Origin of the sequence: Aquitalea denitrificans, from assembly GCF_009856625.1 — a bacterium.
Classification (GTDB): domain Bacteria; phylum Pseudomonadota; class Gammaproteobacteria; order Burkholderiales; family Chromobacteriaceae; genus Aquitalea; species Aquitalea denitrificans.
Genome location: NZ_CP047241.1, coordinates 1,838,603 through 1,854,208, shown reverse-complemented (window position 1 = coordinate 1,854,208; position 15,606 = coordinate 1,838,603). Strand labels below are relative to the sequence as shown.

The following is a 15,606-nucleotide window of genomic DNA, read 5'->3' as shown; positions in this document are numbered from 1 at the left end:
ACAATCCGCCACAGCAGGCCCCAGCCACGGGGAAGCTCCTGTCTGCCAGAGGATGCCATGACCAACACCACCGCACTGCCCGTAACGGAATTTCGCGCCAAGCAGGTTTACGAGCAAGTTGCCGACAAGATCCGCGAAAGTATCGACAACGGCCACTTCCCGGTTGGCACGCGCCTGCCTGCCGAGCGTGTACTGGCCAGCCGTTTTGGTGTCAGCCGTCCGGCAGTCAGGGAGGCCATCGGTGCACTGCAGAATGAAGGGCGGGTTTTCACCAAACAGGGGTCCGGCACCTATGTGAATGCCCTGCCCGACACACCGATCCTGGCCACGGTTCAAACCGGTACCGGCAGCCTGCCGCCCGATGCCGACCTCAGCCCGCTGGCCACGCTGGAAGTACGCCTGCTGATGGAGCCGACCATTGCCCGGCTGGCCGCCAGACAGCATAGACGCGATCCGCTGGCAGAGCAGTATCTGGCGATGATGGCGAGCGTGCATGATATTTCCGATCCGCAACAGCAAGCGCTGTGGCACGAGAGCGACCGCCTGTTCCACCACCAACTGGCCGCCATGACCCTTAATCCGCTCATCATCAAGATGGCCGACGAAATATCCAAAAGCATGGACCAGCCACTATGGCAAAGGCTGCGTGATGATGGAATTTACGACCCTGACCGCATCCGGCTCTACGTCGCCGAGCATCAGCTGATCTACGAAGCCATCGTCAACGGCGATGCCGACGCCGCGGCCTTTTATGTGGAAGGCCATATCAAGCGGGTGCGCAAGGACATTGCCACACGCTAGCCTGTTCCTGCCCCGCACTGCCGGAGCCGCGCCGGCCATCCCGCTCCCATCTTGCCTGAAGCGCCACCTGATGCAGCGGCAAGCACTTGCTCCCGCGCAAGCCTGTCTGCCCCTGCACAGCCTTATTCCGGTCAGAACAACGAACCAAAATGCAGGTTTAGCAGCCAGCCACGACCAAACTCTGCCATCCTGTTGCAAATTGGTCACCAATATCACCTGCATTTCATTTTTGGTTTATTTTATTTGCCACATTAACGAGTGACTGGTAATAATTCAGCCATCAACATTATTTTGGTAAACATTAAAACCAAATTTGAAAAACAGGCTTTAATAGAAGACCAGAATGCAAAGTCAATGCGAGGGGTGAAGCATCATGAACCAACCGACAAGCCTGCCGGTACTGACCGCTCAGCAAACTGCAGACATGCTGCCCTTCAAGCAGCTGTGCCAGGTACTTTCCACTGCCGCCATTGAGTATCAGGCCGGGCAGATTGCCAGCCCGGAACGGCAGATACTGCCACTGGCCGGCGAGGGTGTGCTGCTATCCATGCCGGCGACTGCACGCGATATCGGCATGCACAAGCTGGTGAATGTATGCCCGGCCAACAGCGCCAGCCAGTTACCCACCATTAACGGCATCGTCAGTGTTTACGACGCGGCTACCGGGCTGCCGCTGCTGGTGCTGGACGGCCCCACAGTCACCGCCAGACGCACCGCTGCCGTCTCCATGCTGGCCATTTCCCTGCTGCACCCGGCTGCGCCGACCCATGTCTCGCTGATTGGTAAGGGCAAGCAGGCTTCCGGGCATCTGGAGGCGCTGGCCACCTTGTATCCGGGCATCCGCGTAGATGTACATGGCCTGAACCTGGACTCCGCACAAGCATTCTGCCAACGCCACGCCGCGCTAAACCTGCAACTGCAACCGGCAAGCGGTCGCATTGCGGAAAAATCGACCGTGGTCATCATGCTGACCACCAGCAAGGCCCCGGTATACAACGAAGCTGCCCGGATCGATCGCCTGCTGATCGGTGTCGGGGCCTTCAAGCCGGACATGGCCGAGCTGGGACCTGTCTCCATCGCAGGTAGTCAGCTGTTCTCCGACGACCCGGCGGGTGCGCGCCACGAAGCCGGCGACCTGATCCAGGCCGGCATCGACTGGAACAGCGTAGCCTCGCTGGCCGACGCGGTGGCTGGCCGGGTAGACCCTGGCCGGCCGGTTATCTTCAAGAGCGTAGGCACGGCAGCATGGGACCTGGCCGCCGCACGCTGCGCACTGCAGCACTGGCAAGCCAGCCATCCCGCCAACGCATGAGCAAGCAGGGCCATGGCCCTAAGCAACAACATCGTGCCAAGCAGCACCCTCTGGCTGCGACACCCCGAAAAGGACACCAGCATGAGCATCAAACTAGAAGGCTTTGTCGTTGAAACCGTGGAAATGCATACCGGTGGCGAACCGGTACGCATCGTGTGCAATCTGATCGAACACATCAAGGGTGAGGACATTCTGGCCAAACGCCGCTTCATGAGCGAACAGCTGGACGAGGTGCGCCGTCTGCTGATGTTTGAACCGCGCGGGCATTACGACATGTATGGCGCGGTGCTGGTAGAGCCATCGCTGCCCGGTGCCGATCTGGCTGTGCTGTTCACCCATAACGAAGGCTATAGCACGATGTGCGGCCACGCCGTCATCGCCCTGGCGCGCTTTGCGGTGGATACCGGCCAGGTCAAGGCGGTGGAGCCACTCACCCGGGTGGGAATCGAATGCCCCTGCGGCCTGGTGGAAGCCTATGTCGACGTGGTGAACGGCAAAGCCGGTGCCGTGCACTTTGACAGCGTACCCGCCTTTGCTTTTGCGCTGGACCTACCGGTACAGGTGCCGGGCGTGGGCGAAGTTACCGTCGATATCGGCTACGGCGGTGCCTTTTATGCCATTACCGCTGCAGCCCGGCTGGGCGTGACACTGGATGGCCGACTGCGTGATCTGGTGGATGCCGCCTCGGCGCTGACTGCCGCCGTCAACCAGGCCATCCAGGTGCGCCACCCGGAGGCCGAGGACCTGGGCTTTTTATACGGCAGCATCCTCACCGATGGCCGCGACACGGCCGAGGCCGGCTGCAGCCGCAATGTATGCGTGTTTGCCAATGCCGAAGTGGACCGTAGCCCAACAGGGTCGGGGGTGACTGCGCGTATGGCAATTCGCCACGCCAAAGGGCAGGTTGCGCAAGGTGAGTCATGTGAGTTTGAAAGCCTGACCGGTGCGCGCTTCACCGCAGCGGTGAGACAGCCGGCCACGCTGCCGGGCCATGCCGCCGTACGTGTGCACGTGGGTGGCCGCGCCTACTACAGCGGCAAGGCCAGCTGGTCGTTGGAACCCGGTGATTTGATTGGCCAAGGATTCCTGCTGCGCTGAAATGGCACCTATCGACCGCACCCGACTTCAACTCGGCACAAATAGCCTTTGGCAACCTGCTGATGCCGATAGTTGTTACTTACTTATCGTTCGTTTTTTTGTGTTCTAAGCCATGCAAACCGCAAGGCACTGGCATCATCGAGGGCCTGATGCGACCGGAGGTGCCACTTTTTGTTTTTCGGAATCTATCGATGATTTGTCTGGGTTAAATAATTGTGGTGTCAATTCGAGGTTGGCCAACAGAAGTCGGTTTTTCATAAAAAAAGAAACTTATCCAAGGCCAATCCCATATTGGGGCATCTGTTAATTGCAGGCCTGCCAGTTGATGGTTTGATACCCGGGAATGCCTGGCTGCAAACCTTCGCAGCCAGCTGCACCCTCATTCAGCAAGGCCACCTGTCCCATGCCAGAAACAAGGGACGATTTAGCGTCTGTGGTTTCAGATGACAATGCGGATGTTGTCTATCACATTTCGTACTCCTGGCATCCCGGCTGCTGCATGCCTGGCTAACGCTTGCTCTGACCAGCTATGTACACTGCCACCAAGAATGACATCGGCGCCATCAATGCTGACGGTGATGCTGTCAATATCGCGGATGGCACGGCGCTTGAGGGCTGTTTGCACTTCTTGCTTGACTGCACTGCTGATCGGTTTGCTGCGTAGCTTGATGGCATTGCTTATGCCGGTCACCCCCGAAAGATGGCGCAACACATTGCTTGCTGCTTTGCGCTGGAAGTCCCATTCGACATCGCCGGCCAGCGTAATCCAGCCATTTTCAACCATGACCTTGATCGCATGCCCCTTGAGTGTCCCCATCAGTTGCAGCGCGCTGGCGGCTGCATGTGAAATATCGCTATCACTACGCTGTTCTGCATCAGGAACGACAACTGTCAGTTCAACCGCCAGTGCCTGAACACCCTCGACCCGCAAGGCAGCACGTTCGGCTGACCACTTCTGGGTGGCATCGGTCACGACGCCACTCAGGGTAACGACACCATCGTTGACTTGCACGCCGATTTGACTGCTATTGATCTGCGGGTCCCACTGCAATTCAGCGATGACATCAGTCTGTAGCTGGGTATCTGTCTTGATCATGATTGCTACTCCTTTGGGTCGGAACATGCATCATCACCAACAATTTGCTTAACGGTCTGTCTGCTAACGCACTTACTCCACGCCGGGCATTGAGTAACAGGGTCTGCCATAAGCAACGCAAACAATGCTTCCATCATGGCGCTGTCTCGGTTTTATTCTTGATACCCGTCTTTGGTGTACTGAACATGAGACCGGGTTAACACCAGAAATACCACGACAGCGGCAACTGGAACTGTAGCATGGCAATAAGCTTGCCGAGCCTGAGGGTACAGAATCTGTTCGACGACTTACTAATCGGGCAGACCGCTCGGCGTGGCGTTATCGCCGCATGAAAGCCCTACATGGCCCCCTGTCAGTGACTATGTATGCTACTGCACCGACTGCGCTCGCTCTGATGCATAAAGATATCCTGACCGGCTGCCATGTGCATATGCCGGTACTCAAACAGGAGCCGCACAGTGAACCCTATTACCTTTTTCATTGTTGTCAGTTTGCTCGCCATTGGCGCTGGTATCGGCATGCTGGGGAGTACCTGGCTGGCGGTCATGGTCTGGTGCCTTGGCATCCTGATTGGCATGTCACTCAAAATGGCTAATACCTGGCAGAAATTTGTAGTACTACGTGCGGGCAAGCTGCAAGGCGTGCGCGGCCCGGGCCTGTTTGCCATCATCCCCGTGCTGGATAGCGTGGTAGCCATTATTGACGAGCGCATCCAGACAACTGCATTCAATGCCGAGCAGGCACTTACTCGGGATACCGTACCGGTCAATGTTGATGCCGTCATTTTCTGGCATGTACACGATGCACAAAAGGCTGCGTTGGCAATTACCGATTTTCAACAGGCCATTGACAGGGTAGCCCAGACTTCGCTGCGGGAAATGATTGGTTCTTCAATGTTGGCGGCATTGTTATCAGACCGGCGCGCCGCAGACCAGCAACTGTGCGCAGATATTGGTCATAAAACCAGTGAGTGGGGCATTACGGTCAGCTCGGTGGAAGTAAGGGATGTTGCCATTCCTGTGGCATTACAGGATGCCATGTCACGCCAGGCACAGGCCGAGCGTGAGAAGCAGGCCCGCATCATTCTTGGCGCTGCGGAGGCTGAAATTGCCGGCCAGTTTGTCCAGGCTGCTCGTATTTACCAGGCGCAGCCCGGAGCGTTGCAGCTGCGTGCGATGAACATCATCTACGAAACAACAAAGGAGCGAGGAACCACCATTCTGATTCCCAGCGCCATGGTGGACAGCATGAACCCTGCCGTTGTGGCTTTGGCCGTCACAGCAAGTAGCATTCTGCCTTCCGAAGAAAACACGACACCCGGACCAGAATGAGTTCTGGACATGATCACCAGCGCTGTTGCGCCAGCACGGCCACTCACTGGAGAAACACCATGATCTTTACTTTTCATTCACAGGCATCCGGTAATTTGCTGATGTTTGATTACGATGCTGTGAATCGCCCTGGCCTCTCTAGACACTCTTGAGCCGTTGGAAATATTGCTTCTCAAGCTCTACCGGCACTAGCCCGTTTGCGGAGGAATGCCGACGTTTCGGGTGGTAGAACATCTCGATGCGATCATGGCTCAAGCACAGGGATGACTCATGCTCCGCTGAAAAATCTGTACTTTCTCGACACGAAAAACATCGCAAGAAAGACCACTTAGCCTCATTTGCCCAGCACTAATGCGCAGCAGGAGAAGCAGCAATCCCGGTAAAGATCATCGCTTGCATATGTGAGACGATTTCATCATTGCTATAGCGTCCAAAGTCTTTCATGTAATCGACAGCCGGGTCGCAAGTGCGCGAATAATAGGCGTATAGAAGTACATCCGTCGGCAGATCGGAACGGATTTCTCCGGCAGATTTTGCTTGCTCCACAATGGCCTGCAACTGTTTGTGCAGTTTGTAGACACGCGTCACATACCGGATGCTGCGTGTCAGCATTTCCCTCACCTGCGGACTGGTGGATGGCAAAAACGGTAGCCCGCCCTCCAGCCTTATCCGCAGCGCCCATTCCAGCAGACTGCCTAAACGGGCTTTACCGCTCAGTGAGTCGTCCAGCCGTTCAAGATAGTCAAGCGCCCCATCCAGCAACCGGATCATCACCTCCGTCGCAAGATCTTCCTTCGACTTGAAATGTTTGTACAAGCTGGGCTTGGAGATACCGGCACCTTCCGCGACATCGTCCATGGTCATCAGGTCGAATCCCTTGCTCGCCAACAAATGTGTAGTGGCATCCAGCACAGCCTGTTCGCGCAACTTGAACGCCTGATCCTTGAAGCTGAGCTTGCTTAAAATACTCATGAGTACGACCTTTTACTAATCAGTAGCTTTTTTTCCAAAGCGGTTATATGCTGAATATAAGCACTGCGCCGCCGGGTGCCAAGTGATTTGAATGGATTGATCGCAGAGGGTGCACTTGGCCCTTGTGCAGAGGCCCTTCCGCACAGCCCTCTGCAGGCCAGGAACATGTCATAACGTCTTTTCCGGGAGTGATGGTGAACGCAAATCCAGTCCAGCGTCAGCGCGTGGCAGTCATCGGTGCCGGAATTGCCGGACTCGGCAGTGCTTGGCTACTTTCCGCCGGCCATGACGTCACCTTGTTCGAGGCTGCTGATTATGCCGGCGGGCATACCAATACGGTGGATCTGGAGCTGGAAGGCCACGCTTTCTCGGTTGATACCGGTTTTCTGGTTTTCAACGAGCGCACCTACCCTAATCTGATTGCGCTATTCGATGAGCTGGACGTAGCTTCTTGCGGAACCGAGATGTCCTTTAGCGTCTCCCTGGACCAAGGGCGTGACGAATGGGCAGGCAGCAATCTGGATACCGTGTTTGCACAACGCGGCAAACTGCTGTCACCCGGTTTCTACCGCATGCTGTCCGATATTCTGCGTTTCAATAAGGCAGCACCTCGCTTGCTGGAAGGTGCGCTCAAAGACCAGCTATCGCTAGGCAAACTTCTGCAGCAAGAAGGCTTTGGTCAACGCTTTCGCGATCAATATCTGGTGCCAATGGCCGCGGCCATCTGGTCCAGCCCCAATAGTGAGATTCTGGAGTTTCCGGCAGCGACCTTCTTGCGCTTCTGCATGAATCACGGTTTGTTGCAGATCAGTCAGCGCCCGCGCTGGTTTACCGTACCCGGCGGGGCGCGTCAGTATGTCAGAAAACTGCTGGTGCACATTCCAGATTTACGCCTGTCTTCGCCAGTGCTGTCGGTGCATCGCGATGAGGATGGCGTGATTGTGAATAGCCGCCATGGGCAAGAGCGCTTCGACAGCGTGGTCTTTGCCACTCACGCCCCTCAAACCCTTGCCATGCTGGCAGATGCCAGTACAGAAGAGCGAGCTGTGCTGGGCGCGGTGCGCTATCAAGCCAATACGGCAGTATTGCACGGCGATCCGGCTTTATTGCCCAAGCGGCACAAGGTGTGGTCGGCCTGGAACTTCCTGGCCGACAGCAGACAATCAGCACAGCGCGCTGTGTGTGTCAGCTATCTACTCAATACGCTACAGCCTGTACCGGTTTCTTCGCCCATCATCGTCACCCTGAATCCGGTACGGGAGCCAGAGCGATCGCTGGAGTATGCCCGCTTCATCTATGAGCACCCTTTGTTCGATAAAGCTGCGATTCAAGCCCAGACCCGGCTACCCGCCTTGCAGGGCAAGCGCCACACTTGGTTCGCCGGAGCCTGGACCGGTTATGGGTTCCACGAAGATGGTCTGAAATCAGCATTGCGCGTAGCGCAGGACTTTGTCGCACTGCCAAGATGGGCGAGGCTGGACTGATGACTGATGCTTATATCGTCAAGGGAACGATCATGCACCAGCGGCTGCGCCCTGCTCATCACCGCTTTCGGTATCCGGTGTTTGCCGTGCGCTTGCGTTTGTCAGCGCTGGATGAGATTGGCAACGCCTGGTTCGGGGTCAATCGCTTCCGTTTGATGTCTGTGCGTACTGGCGACTACGGACCGCGCGATGGCAGTCCACTCCTACCCTGGATTCGCAGTCAATTGGCCAAGGCCGGTTTGCCTGATGATGGCGAGGTCTGGCTGCAAACCTTTCCCCGCCTGTTCGGCTATGCATTCAACCCGGTCAGCTTCTGGTACTGCCATGATGTCAACGGACAGTTGGTGGCGGTGCTTGCCGACGTCAACAATACATTTGGTGAACACCACGCCTACCTTCTGGCCAATAAAAATGGCCAGCCCATTCGCAATGGCATTGCCCTCACCTGCGTCAAACAGTTGCATGTATCCCCCTTCTGCCAAGTCGCCGGTCATTACCTGTTCAGGCTGGCCGAGCGGGCTGATCGCATGCTGATGCGCATTGATTACCACGATGCGGATGGTGTGCTGCTCAATACCAGTGTTTCCGGTGACATGACACCGCTGACAGCGGCTACCGCACTTTCAGCCCTGCTACAGCAACCCTTGCTGACGGTGTCCATCATGCTGCGCATTCATTGGCAGGCATTACGTCTGTTGTGCAAGAAAGTGCCGTTCTTCGGCAAACCGCAGCCACCATCCAGCCATCTGACTCACGGACAGGAGTTCCACCCATGAGCCTTTCCCGCGCCCTAGACATCCCGCGCGGCACACCTTCTTTTACCGGCAAGATCCTGCTATCCAGGCTGAGTCGGCTATGCCATGGCAGCTTGCGCCTGATTACGCCGGATGGTTCCGCGCACTGGTTCGGCACCGCGGGGGAGACACCGGATGCCGAGTTGCATGTGCACGACTGGGCAGCCTGCAGCAAGCTGCTGCTGGCCGGAGATATCGGTTTTGCCGAAGCTTACCGAGACGGCTTGCTTGACTCGCCCGATCTGGTCGCCTTGCTAAGGCTGGCACTGCGCAATCAAACCGTACTCGGCACTGCCGCTAGTGGCAGCCTGCCGGCTCGTACCTGGTATTGGCTGAAACACAGGCTGCGCCGCAACAGCAAAGCCGGTAGCAAACGTAACATCCATGCGCACTATGATCTGGGCAACGACTTCTACCAGCTGTGGCTGGATCCTACTTGGACTTACTCCAGCGCCTGGTTCGATGGCCATTACGCTTTGCCCTTAGCGCAAGCACAGGCAGCCAAATACCAGCGCATCTGCGATGTACTGGGACTGAAACCTGGCATGCGGGTACTGGAGATAGGTTGTGGCTGGGGCGGCTTTGCCGAACACGCGACACAGCAAGGCATCGCCGTGCATGGCGTCACCATTTCCAACGCCCAACTGGAATTCGCGCAGCGACGTCTGGCCAACAACGTGCTGGCACGACTGGAATGGTGTGATTACCGCGATCTGCACGGCAAGTACGATGCCATTGTTTCCATCGAAATGTTTGAAGCAGTGGGCGAAGCCTATTGGCAAGGCTACTTCCACACACTACGCAAGCTGCTCAAACCAGACGGCAAGGCACTGGTGCAAAGCATCACCATTGCAGATAGCCGCTTCGAACGTTATCGCGCCGCTAGCGACTTTATTCAGGCCTTCATTTTCCCGGGGGGTATGCTGCCCAGCCGTAGTGAGTTCCAGCACCAGGCTACCCTGGCAGGTCTGCGCACCTGCGACCGACTGGATTTTGGCCACGACTACGCGGAAACCCTGCGCCGGTGGCGGCATGGTTTTGAACACGCGCTCGACGCAGTACTCAAGCTCGGCTTTGACAATGCCTTCATCCGCATCTGGCGGCTTTACCTATGCTATTGCGAGGCCGGTTTTGACGAAGACAGCATAGGTGTATCCCAGTTCTTGCTGCAGGAAGCACAACCGTGAAGCGCCTGTGTATCGTGCTGCTGACCGGGCTACCGCTATTGGCTTCTTGCAGTACGCCTGACATACAAAGCTACCGCGACAACACGCCCAAGTTGGATTTGTACCAGTTTTTCTCCGGCCACACCCAGGCCTGGGGAATGTTCCGTGACCGTAGCGGCAAACTGATCAAGCGCTTCAGCGTGGACATCAACAGCCACCGCGATGGTGATGCACTGATTCTGGATGAACACTTTCTTTACGCCGACGGCACACGCCAGCAACGCAGCTGGCGTCTTGTACCCAAAGGTGATGGCAAGTGGCACGGCACGGCGGCAGATGTGATCGGTGAGGCCGAAGGTGAAGTGGCTGGCAACGCACTGCACTGGCGCTACAGTCTGCGCCTGCCGGTAGACGGGCGGGAATGGGCGGTGGACTTCGATGACTGGATGTTCCTGCAGGACAATTACACCATGCTCAATAGCGCGCACATGAGCAAATTCGGCTTCGGACTGGGTGAAGTCAGCCTGTTTTTCCGCAAGGAGTAGGGCCATACCATTTGCACCTCCCAATACCCCCATTCGCAGCTGGCCTGGCCAGCGCGTATGGCTGATCGGGGCATCCAGCGGCATTGGCGCTGCGCTAGCACGTCACCTGCTTGAAAAGGGTGCCGACGTGGTGCTGTCTGCGCGACGGCAAGCCGCATTGCGACAAGTGGCGGCTGGTCATGCACATGCACAGGTGCTGGTACACGATGTCACCGATCCGGACTCTTGGCATCAATGCTGGGCACAACTTCACGCACAAAACCACCTGCCCGATCTTGTCGTGTTCTGCGCTGCCGATTACCGGCCCGAACAAAGCTGGCAACTACATTCTGAACAAGTTCGGCAAACCCTGGACACCAATCTGGCAGGCGTGTACTTCGGTCTGGAAACCATGCTGCCGGATCTGATGACACGCCGTTCCGGTGGCCTTGCCCTGGTAGCCAGCGTAGCCGGTTATATCGGCCTGCCCGGTGCCTGCGTCTACGGACCCAGTAAGGCGGCATTGATCAATCTGGCCGAGCTGCTGTATGCCGAACTCAAACGCTACTGCCTGAATGTTTACCTCATCAATCCGGGTTTCGTCACCACCCGGCTTACCGCACTCAACGACTTCCCGATGCCGGCCATCATCAGCCCGGACGAAGCGGCCGCACGTATTGTGCATGGCCTGGAGCGCGGTTGTTTTGAAATCCATTTTCCTCGCAGGTTTACGCTATGGATCAAGCTGCTCGCGAAGCTGCCTTACTGTCTCAGACTGCCCTTGCTGCGCCATCTGGTGCGCAACTGAGGCCGCAATTGACGAAGCTGGTTGACTGGTACACCCATTTGACCCCGGAGACGCTAGCGAACATTAGCGACTTCTATGCCGCCAGTGCCTGCTTCAAGGACCCCTTCAATACCGTGCAGGACCGGGAAGGCATCACTACGGTGTTCCGTCACATGTTCAAGACCCTGGAAACGCCGGCCTTCATCATTCGCGAACAATTGCTGGACGGCGACCAGGCCTTCATCACCTGGGACTTCCGCTTCCGCAAAGGCGGCAAGGATTATCTGCTGCACGGTGGTAGCCACTTGCGCTTCAATGCCAGCGGCAAGGTTATCCGGCATCGGGATTACTGGGACTCAGCCGAGGAGTTGCTACACAAGCTGCCACTGATCGGGCCACCGCTACGCTTGCTGCGCCGCATGCTGTCGGTGCGTGACGAGGGAGAAAGCCAATGAGCAGCCGCTTCAAGGGCAACAAATCCAGCCTGCCAGCCAAGCCTTGTGCCGTATGCGGCAGGGCCATGAGCTGGCGGCGCAAGTGGACCCAGTGTTGGGATGAAGTGAAATACTGCTCTGAACGCTGCCGCCGACAGCACTGACATCATGCGGACTACTCTCTACTGTTTTCGTGACAATTTGCGTCTGCATGACAAGCCGGCCTTGCTGGCGAGTGGTCAGCAGGCCAACGGTGTTTGCCGGGCACAATGGGGTACAGCATGACCGAGCTGAGACTGATCCTGGGAGACCAGCTCAACCCCAAGCACAGCTGGTTTGCCCGGCAGCGCGATGACGTGGTTTACCTGCTGCTGGAGCTGCGTCAGGAAACCGGCTATGTGCTGCACCATGCGCAAAAGCTGCTGGCCGTGCTGGCCGCCATGCGTGACTTTGCCCGTTGGCTGAAAGCCGAAGGCCATCGGGTGCGCTATGTCACCATCGATCATCCGTCCAATCGCGGTGCGCTGGAAGACAATCTGGACGCACTGCTACAGCACTATCAGGCCAGCGCGTTCTTGTGGCAGCTGCCGGATGAATGGCGTCTGGACCAGCAATTGCACGCCTGGGCAGCACGACAGGCCATCCCCTGCCAGGCAGTGGATAGCGAACATTTCTACACCCACCGCCATGATGCAGGCCAGTTGTTTGCCGGCAAGGCGCAGTGGCGCATGGAAATCTTTTATCGTCAGATGCGCAAGCAATACAGCGTCTTGCTCGACGACGGCGGCAAACCCGCCGGTGGCAAATGGAATTTTGATCAGGATAACCGCAAGGCCTGGCGTGGCGCGCCGCCGCCCCCGCCCGACACGCGCCCCAGCCACGACCACCGCCAACTATGGCAAACCTTGCAAGACGCTGGCATTTCCTCCTTCGGCCAGCCTTGTGCCGAGGCCTTGCGCTGGCCGCTCAACCGCGCTGAGGCACTGCATCAACTGCATGACTTCATCCGCCAGGCCCTGCCACACTTTGGTGATTATCAGGATGCAATGCACACAGACGAACCGCGCCTGTTTCATTCCCTGCTGTCTTTCGCACTCAACACCAAGATGCTGTCGCCACGCGAAGTGGTGACCGCTGCCGAGCAAGCCTGGCTGGCCGGTGCAGCACCGCTGGCGGCGGTGGAAGGTTTTATCCGCCAGATTCTGGGCTGGCGTGAATACGTGCGCGGAGTGTACTGGGCACGCATGCCGGACTATGCCCACAGCAATGTGTTCCAGCATCACCGCCCTTTGCCCGGCTGGTTCTGGCATGGACACACCGGCATGCGCTGCCTGGCCCACGCCGTCGGTCAATCACTGCGTGATGCCTATGCGCACCACATCCAGCGACTGATGGTCATCGGCAACTTTTCTCTGCTGGCAGGCCTGTCACCTCAGGCGCTGCATGAATGGTATCTGGGCGTGTACATCGATGCCTTCGAATGGGTTGAGCTGCCCAATACGCTGGGCATGAGCCAGTTTGCCGATGGTGGACTGCTGGCCAGCAAGCCCTATGTTTCCGGCCATGCCTACCTGCATCGCATGAGCAACTACTGTGGCGGCTGCCGCTACCGGCGTGAGGCGCGGCACGGTGAGGACGCCTGCCCATTCAATGCCCTGTACTGGGATTTTTTCCGCCGCCAGCGCGCGCGCCTGGGGGATAACCCACGGCTAGGGCTGATCTACAAACAACTGGACCAGATGAGCAATACCGAACTGACGGCACTGCGCGACAGTGCCGAACGCATTTTGCAAGGGCTGGAAACCCTGTGACTCCCTCACCCAAGGAAAACACCATGCGCCTTCCTCGACTATCCCACTTCGTCCTCATCGGCTGCGGCGTGTTGCTGACCGCCTGCTCCACCCTGCCGCCACCGGGCATTACCCCGGTTAGCGGCTTCGAATTGCAACGCTATAGTGGCAAGTGGTATGAAATCGCCCGGCTGGACCACAGCTTCGAGCGCGGCCTGAGTGATGTCAGCGCCAGCTACGCACCCAAAGCCGATGGCAGCGTCAGCGTGATCAACCGTGGCTTTGACAGTGAGGCCGGGCGCTGGAAACAGGCAGAAGGCCGGGCACTGTTTAATGGTGATCCGCACAGCGGCTCCTTGAAAGTGTCCTTCTTCGGGCCCTTCTATGGCGGCTATCACGTAGTGGCGCTGGATCCTGATTACCGCTGGTCCATGGTGGCTGGCAATGATCGTTCTTACCTGTGGATTCTGGCGCGAGAAAAGCGCTTGCCGGATGCAGTGCTGGCCAAACTGCTGGCGCAGGCGCGGCAGCTGGGCTTCGACACCGACAAGCTGACCCAGGTCAGCCAGACCCGCAGCAACGACTGAGCCATGCGCATCAAACTCAATCCACGCAAGCTGCTGTTAAGCAAATGGACCGCACTGCAGCCACGTAATAAGGAAAAACACTTCCTGGTGGTGCGGGTGCTACAGCCAGAGGATCCACAGGCCGCCATCACCGAAGTGGAGCTGGAAGCCGTCCATAGCCGCCACAGCCGCATCATTCCCTGGAAAACGCTGACCGATGCCGAACACTGGCAGCAAGGCTGGCACTGATCCTCATACATGAAAACCAGACATCCATGCGCAAATCCATCGCCATCATCGGAGCCGGCATTGCCGGCCTTTCTTGCGCCGCCACCCTGCGCGATGCCGGTCATCACGTCGTCGTTTTTGATAAAGGCCGTGGGCTGGGAGGCCGCTTGTGCACTCGGCGGGGCGAAGGCTGGCAGGCCGATCACGGTGCGCAATATTTCACTGCTCGCCATCCGCTCTTCCAACAGCAAGTCCAAAACTGGCTGGGTAACGGCAGTGTCGCCATCTGGCAGGCCCACCCCGCCGTGCTGGGCAGCAGTCAGGTACCGGCGCATGACGCCCCGGTACGCTACCTTGGCGTGCCAGGCATGTCTGCACCGGCCAAAGCACTGGCCGCCGGGCTGGAAGTCCACACCAGTCACACTATCCAGGGGCTGATCCACGCAGCCGATGGCTGGCGGCTAAGCAATGCTGAACACGGTCAGCTTTCTGGAATCCACTCCCAGGTAGTGGTGGCTTTACCATCGCCCCAGGCAGCCTCGCTGCTGGCACAGGCCTCACCCTCGCTATCCACCTTGGCTGCAGCTCACCGCATGCTGCCTTGCTGGACCGTCATGGCCCAACTGGAAGAGCCGGCACAGCTCGGATTTGAGGCTGCTTTTGTCAATTCAGGCCCGCTACGCTGGCTGGCCCGCAACAACAGCAAACCGGGCCGCAGCGGACAGGAATGTTGGGTACTGCAAGCGAATGCGCACTGGAGTGCTGCACATCTGGAAGATGACGCCGCCAGCGTTAAGCAAGCCCTGCTGATGGCATTTGAACAACTGGGTGGGCCGCCTGCGGTAGCCAGTTCTGCACACCGTTGGCGCTACGCCGACTGTGAGGCAAGTAACCTCGGCAGTGTGTGGGATGCAACGCTGGGCATTGGACTGTGTGGCGACTGGCTGCATGGCGGCAAGGTGGAAGGTGCCTGGCTCAGCGGCCACCACCTGGCCAATAAGATACTGGAGCGCGAACAAGGGTGAGCCATGGCGAATGCCATTAGAACTACACGCATGCTGCCGTGCGCATGCACGTAAGGGGCGTGCCTACAGCAGCGGCAAGGCCAGTTGGCCGCGGCTTTCTGCTGCGCTAAGCGTGACGGATACAGGACCGCCAGCTCGCCATCCTGCGCCATGCCCAGGCTGACCATTACCACATCCGGCGGGTAGTCTTTGCCTGCC

At 57.9% G+C, this 15,606-nt stretch carries 17 protein-coding genes; 15 read left to right on the top strand and 2 right to left on the bottom strand.

Annotated features, from left to right (window positions below; all coding sequences use genetic code 11):
• Window positions 1-57 precede the first annotated feature (57 nt).
• From GSR16_RS08410 to GSR16_RS08400, 3 genes are all read left to right on the top strand, one after another.
• Complete coding sequence (locus tag GSR16_RS08410; protein WP_159876349.1) at window positions 58-801, top strand: FadR/GntR family transcriptional regulator; 744 nt, start codon at window positions 58-60, stop codon at window positions 799-801.
• Between the two features lie 373 nt (window positions 802-1,174).
• Window positions 1,175-2,113, top strand: a complete 939-nt coding sequence (lhpI, locus tag GSR16_RS08405) for a bifunctional Delta(1)-pyrroline-2-carboxylate/Delta(1)-piperideine-2-carboxylate reductase (RefSeq protein WP_159876347.1) — start codon at window positions 1,175-1,177, stop codon at window positions 2,111-2,113.
• A gap of 81 nt (window positions 2,114-2,194) precedes the next feature.
• A complete protein-coding gene (locus GSR16_RS08400) occupies window positions 2,195-3,211 on the top strand; it encodes a proline racemase family protein (RefSeq protein WP_159876345.1) in 1,017 nt (338 codons plus the stop codon).
• A gap of 439 nt (window positions 3,212-3,650) precedes the next feature.
• Here GSR16_RS08400 and GSR16_RS08395 read toward each other — a convergent pair whose 3' ends face one another.
• Window positions 3,651-4,307 (bottom strand): BON domain-containing protein, encoded by a 657-nt coding sequence (locus tag GSR16_RS08395; protein WP_205677524.1) that lies wholly within the window; start codon window positions 4,305-4,307, stop codon window positions 3,651-3,653.
• A gap of 458 nt (window positions 4,308-4,765) precedes the next feature.
• Between GSR16_RS08395 and GSR16_RS08390 the strand changes: the two genes are divergently transcribed.
• Window positions 4,766-5,638: a slipin family protein gene (locus GSR16_RS08390; RefSeq protein ID WP_240902634.1), complete on the top strand. Its 873-nt coding sequence runs from the start codon at window positions 4,766-4,768 to the stop codon at window positions 5,636-5,638.
• Between the two features lie 348 nt (window positions 5,639-5,986).
• Here GSR16_RS08390 and GSR16_RS08385 read toward each other — a convergent pair whose 3' ends face one another.
• Complete coding sequence (locus GSR16_RS08385) at window positions 5,987-6,610, bottom strand: TetR/AcrR family transcriptional regulator (RefSeq protein WP_159876341.1); 624 nt, start codon at window positions 6,608-6,610, stop codon at window positions 5,987-5,989.
• A gap of 191 nt (window positions 6,611-6,801) precedes the next feature.
• On the opposite strand from GSR16_RS08385, the gene GSR16_RS08380 reads away from it, so the two are divergent.
• The 11 genes from GSR16_RS08380 to GSR16_RS08330 all read left to right on the top strand — a co-directional run bounded on the left by GSR16_RS08380 (window position 6,802) and on the right by GSR16_RS08330 (window position 15,408).
• Complete coding sequence (locus tag GSR16_RS08380; protein ID WP_159876339.1) at window positions 6,802-8,094, top strand: NAD(P)/FAD-dependent oxidoreductase; 1,293 nt, start codon at window positions 6,802-6,804, stop codon at window positions 8,092-8,094.
• Entirely contained in the window at window positions 8,094-8,870 is a 777-nt protein-coding gene (locus GSR16_RS08375; RefSeq protein WP_159876337.1) for a DUF1365 domain-containing protein, read from the top strand. Before GSR16_RS08380 ends, GSR16_RS08375 begins: the two co-directional genes overlap by 1 nt.
• Window positions 8,867-10,075, top strand: a complete 1,209-nt coding sequence (locus GSR16_RS08370; protein WP_159876335.1) for an SAM-dependent methyltransferase — start codon at window positions 8,867-8,869, stop codon at window positions 10,073-10,075. The genes GSR16_RS08375 and GSR16_RS08370 overlap by 4 nt, the downstream gene beginning before the upstream one ends.
• Complete coding sequence (locus GSR16_RS08365) at window positions 10,072-10,599, top strand: DUF3833 domain-containing protein (protein WP_159876333.1); 528 nt, start codon at window positions 10,072-10,074, stop codon at window positions 10,597-10,599. Before GSR16_RS08370 ends, GSR16_RS08365 begins: the two co-directional genes overlap by 4 nt.
• A complete protein-coding gene (locus tag GSR16_RS08360; RefSeq protein ID WP_240902633.1) occupies window positions 10,568-11,386 on the top strand; it encodes an SDR family NAD(P)-dependent oxidoreductase in 819 nt (272 codons plus the stop codon). The genes GSR16_RS08365 and GSR16_RS08360 overlap by 32 nt, the downstream gene beginning before the upstream one ends.
• Window positions 11,387-11,394: 8 nt before the next feature.
• Entirely contained in the window at window positions 11,395-11,820 is a 426-nt protein-coding gene (locus tag GSR16_RS08355) for a nuclear transport factor 2 family protein (RefSeq protein ID WP_240902632.1), read from the top strand.
• Window positions 11,817-11,963 (top strand): DUF2256 domain-containing protein, encoded by a 147-nt coding sequence (locus GSR16_RS21405; RefSeq protein ID WP_159876329.1) that lies wholly within the window; start codon window positions 11,817-11,819, stop codon window positions 11,961-11,963. Before GSR16_RS08355 ends, GSR16_RS21405 begins: the two co-directional genes overlap by 4 nt.
• Before the next feature lie 117 nt (window positions 11,964-12,080).
• On the top strand, window positions 12,081-13,610 hold the full coding sequence (locus GSR16_RS08345; RefSeq protein WP_159876327.1) for a cryptochrome/photolyase family protein: 1,530 nt from the start codon (window positions 12,081-12,083) through the stop codon (window positions 13,608-13,610).
• A gap of 23 nt (window positions 13,611-13,633) precedes the next feature.
• Window positions 13,634-14,176, top strand: coding sequence for a lipocalin family protein (locus GSR16_RS08340; protein ID WP_159876325.1), 543 nt, complete (start codon window positions 13,634-13,636; stop codon window positions 14,174-14,176).
• 3 nt (window positions 14,177-14,179) lie between these two features.
• Complete coding sequence (locus GSR16_RS08335) at window positions 14,180-14,404, top strand: TIGR02450 family Trp-rich protein (protein WP_159876323.1); 225 nt, start codon at window positions 14,180-14,182, stop codon at window positions 14,402-14,404.
• A gap of 26 nt (window positions 14,405-14,430) precedes the next feature.
• A complete protein-coding gene (locus GSR16_RS08330; RefSeq protein ID WP_159876322.1) occupies window positions 14,431-15,408 on the top strand; it encodes an NAD(P)/FAD-dependent oxidoreductase in 978 nt (325 codons plus the stop codon).
• Window positions 15,409-15,606 lie beyond the last annotated feature (198 nt).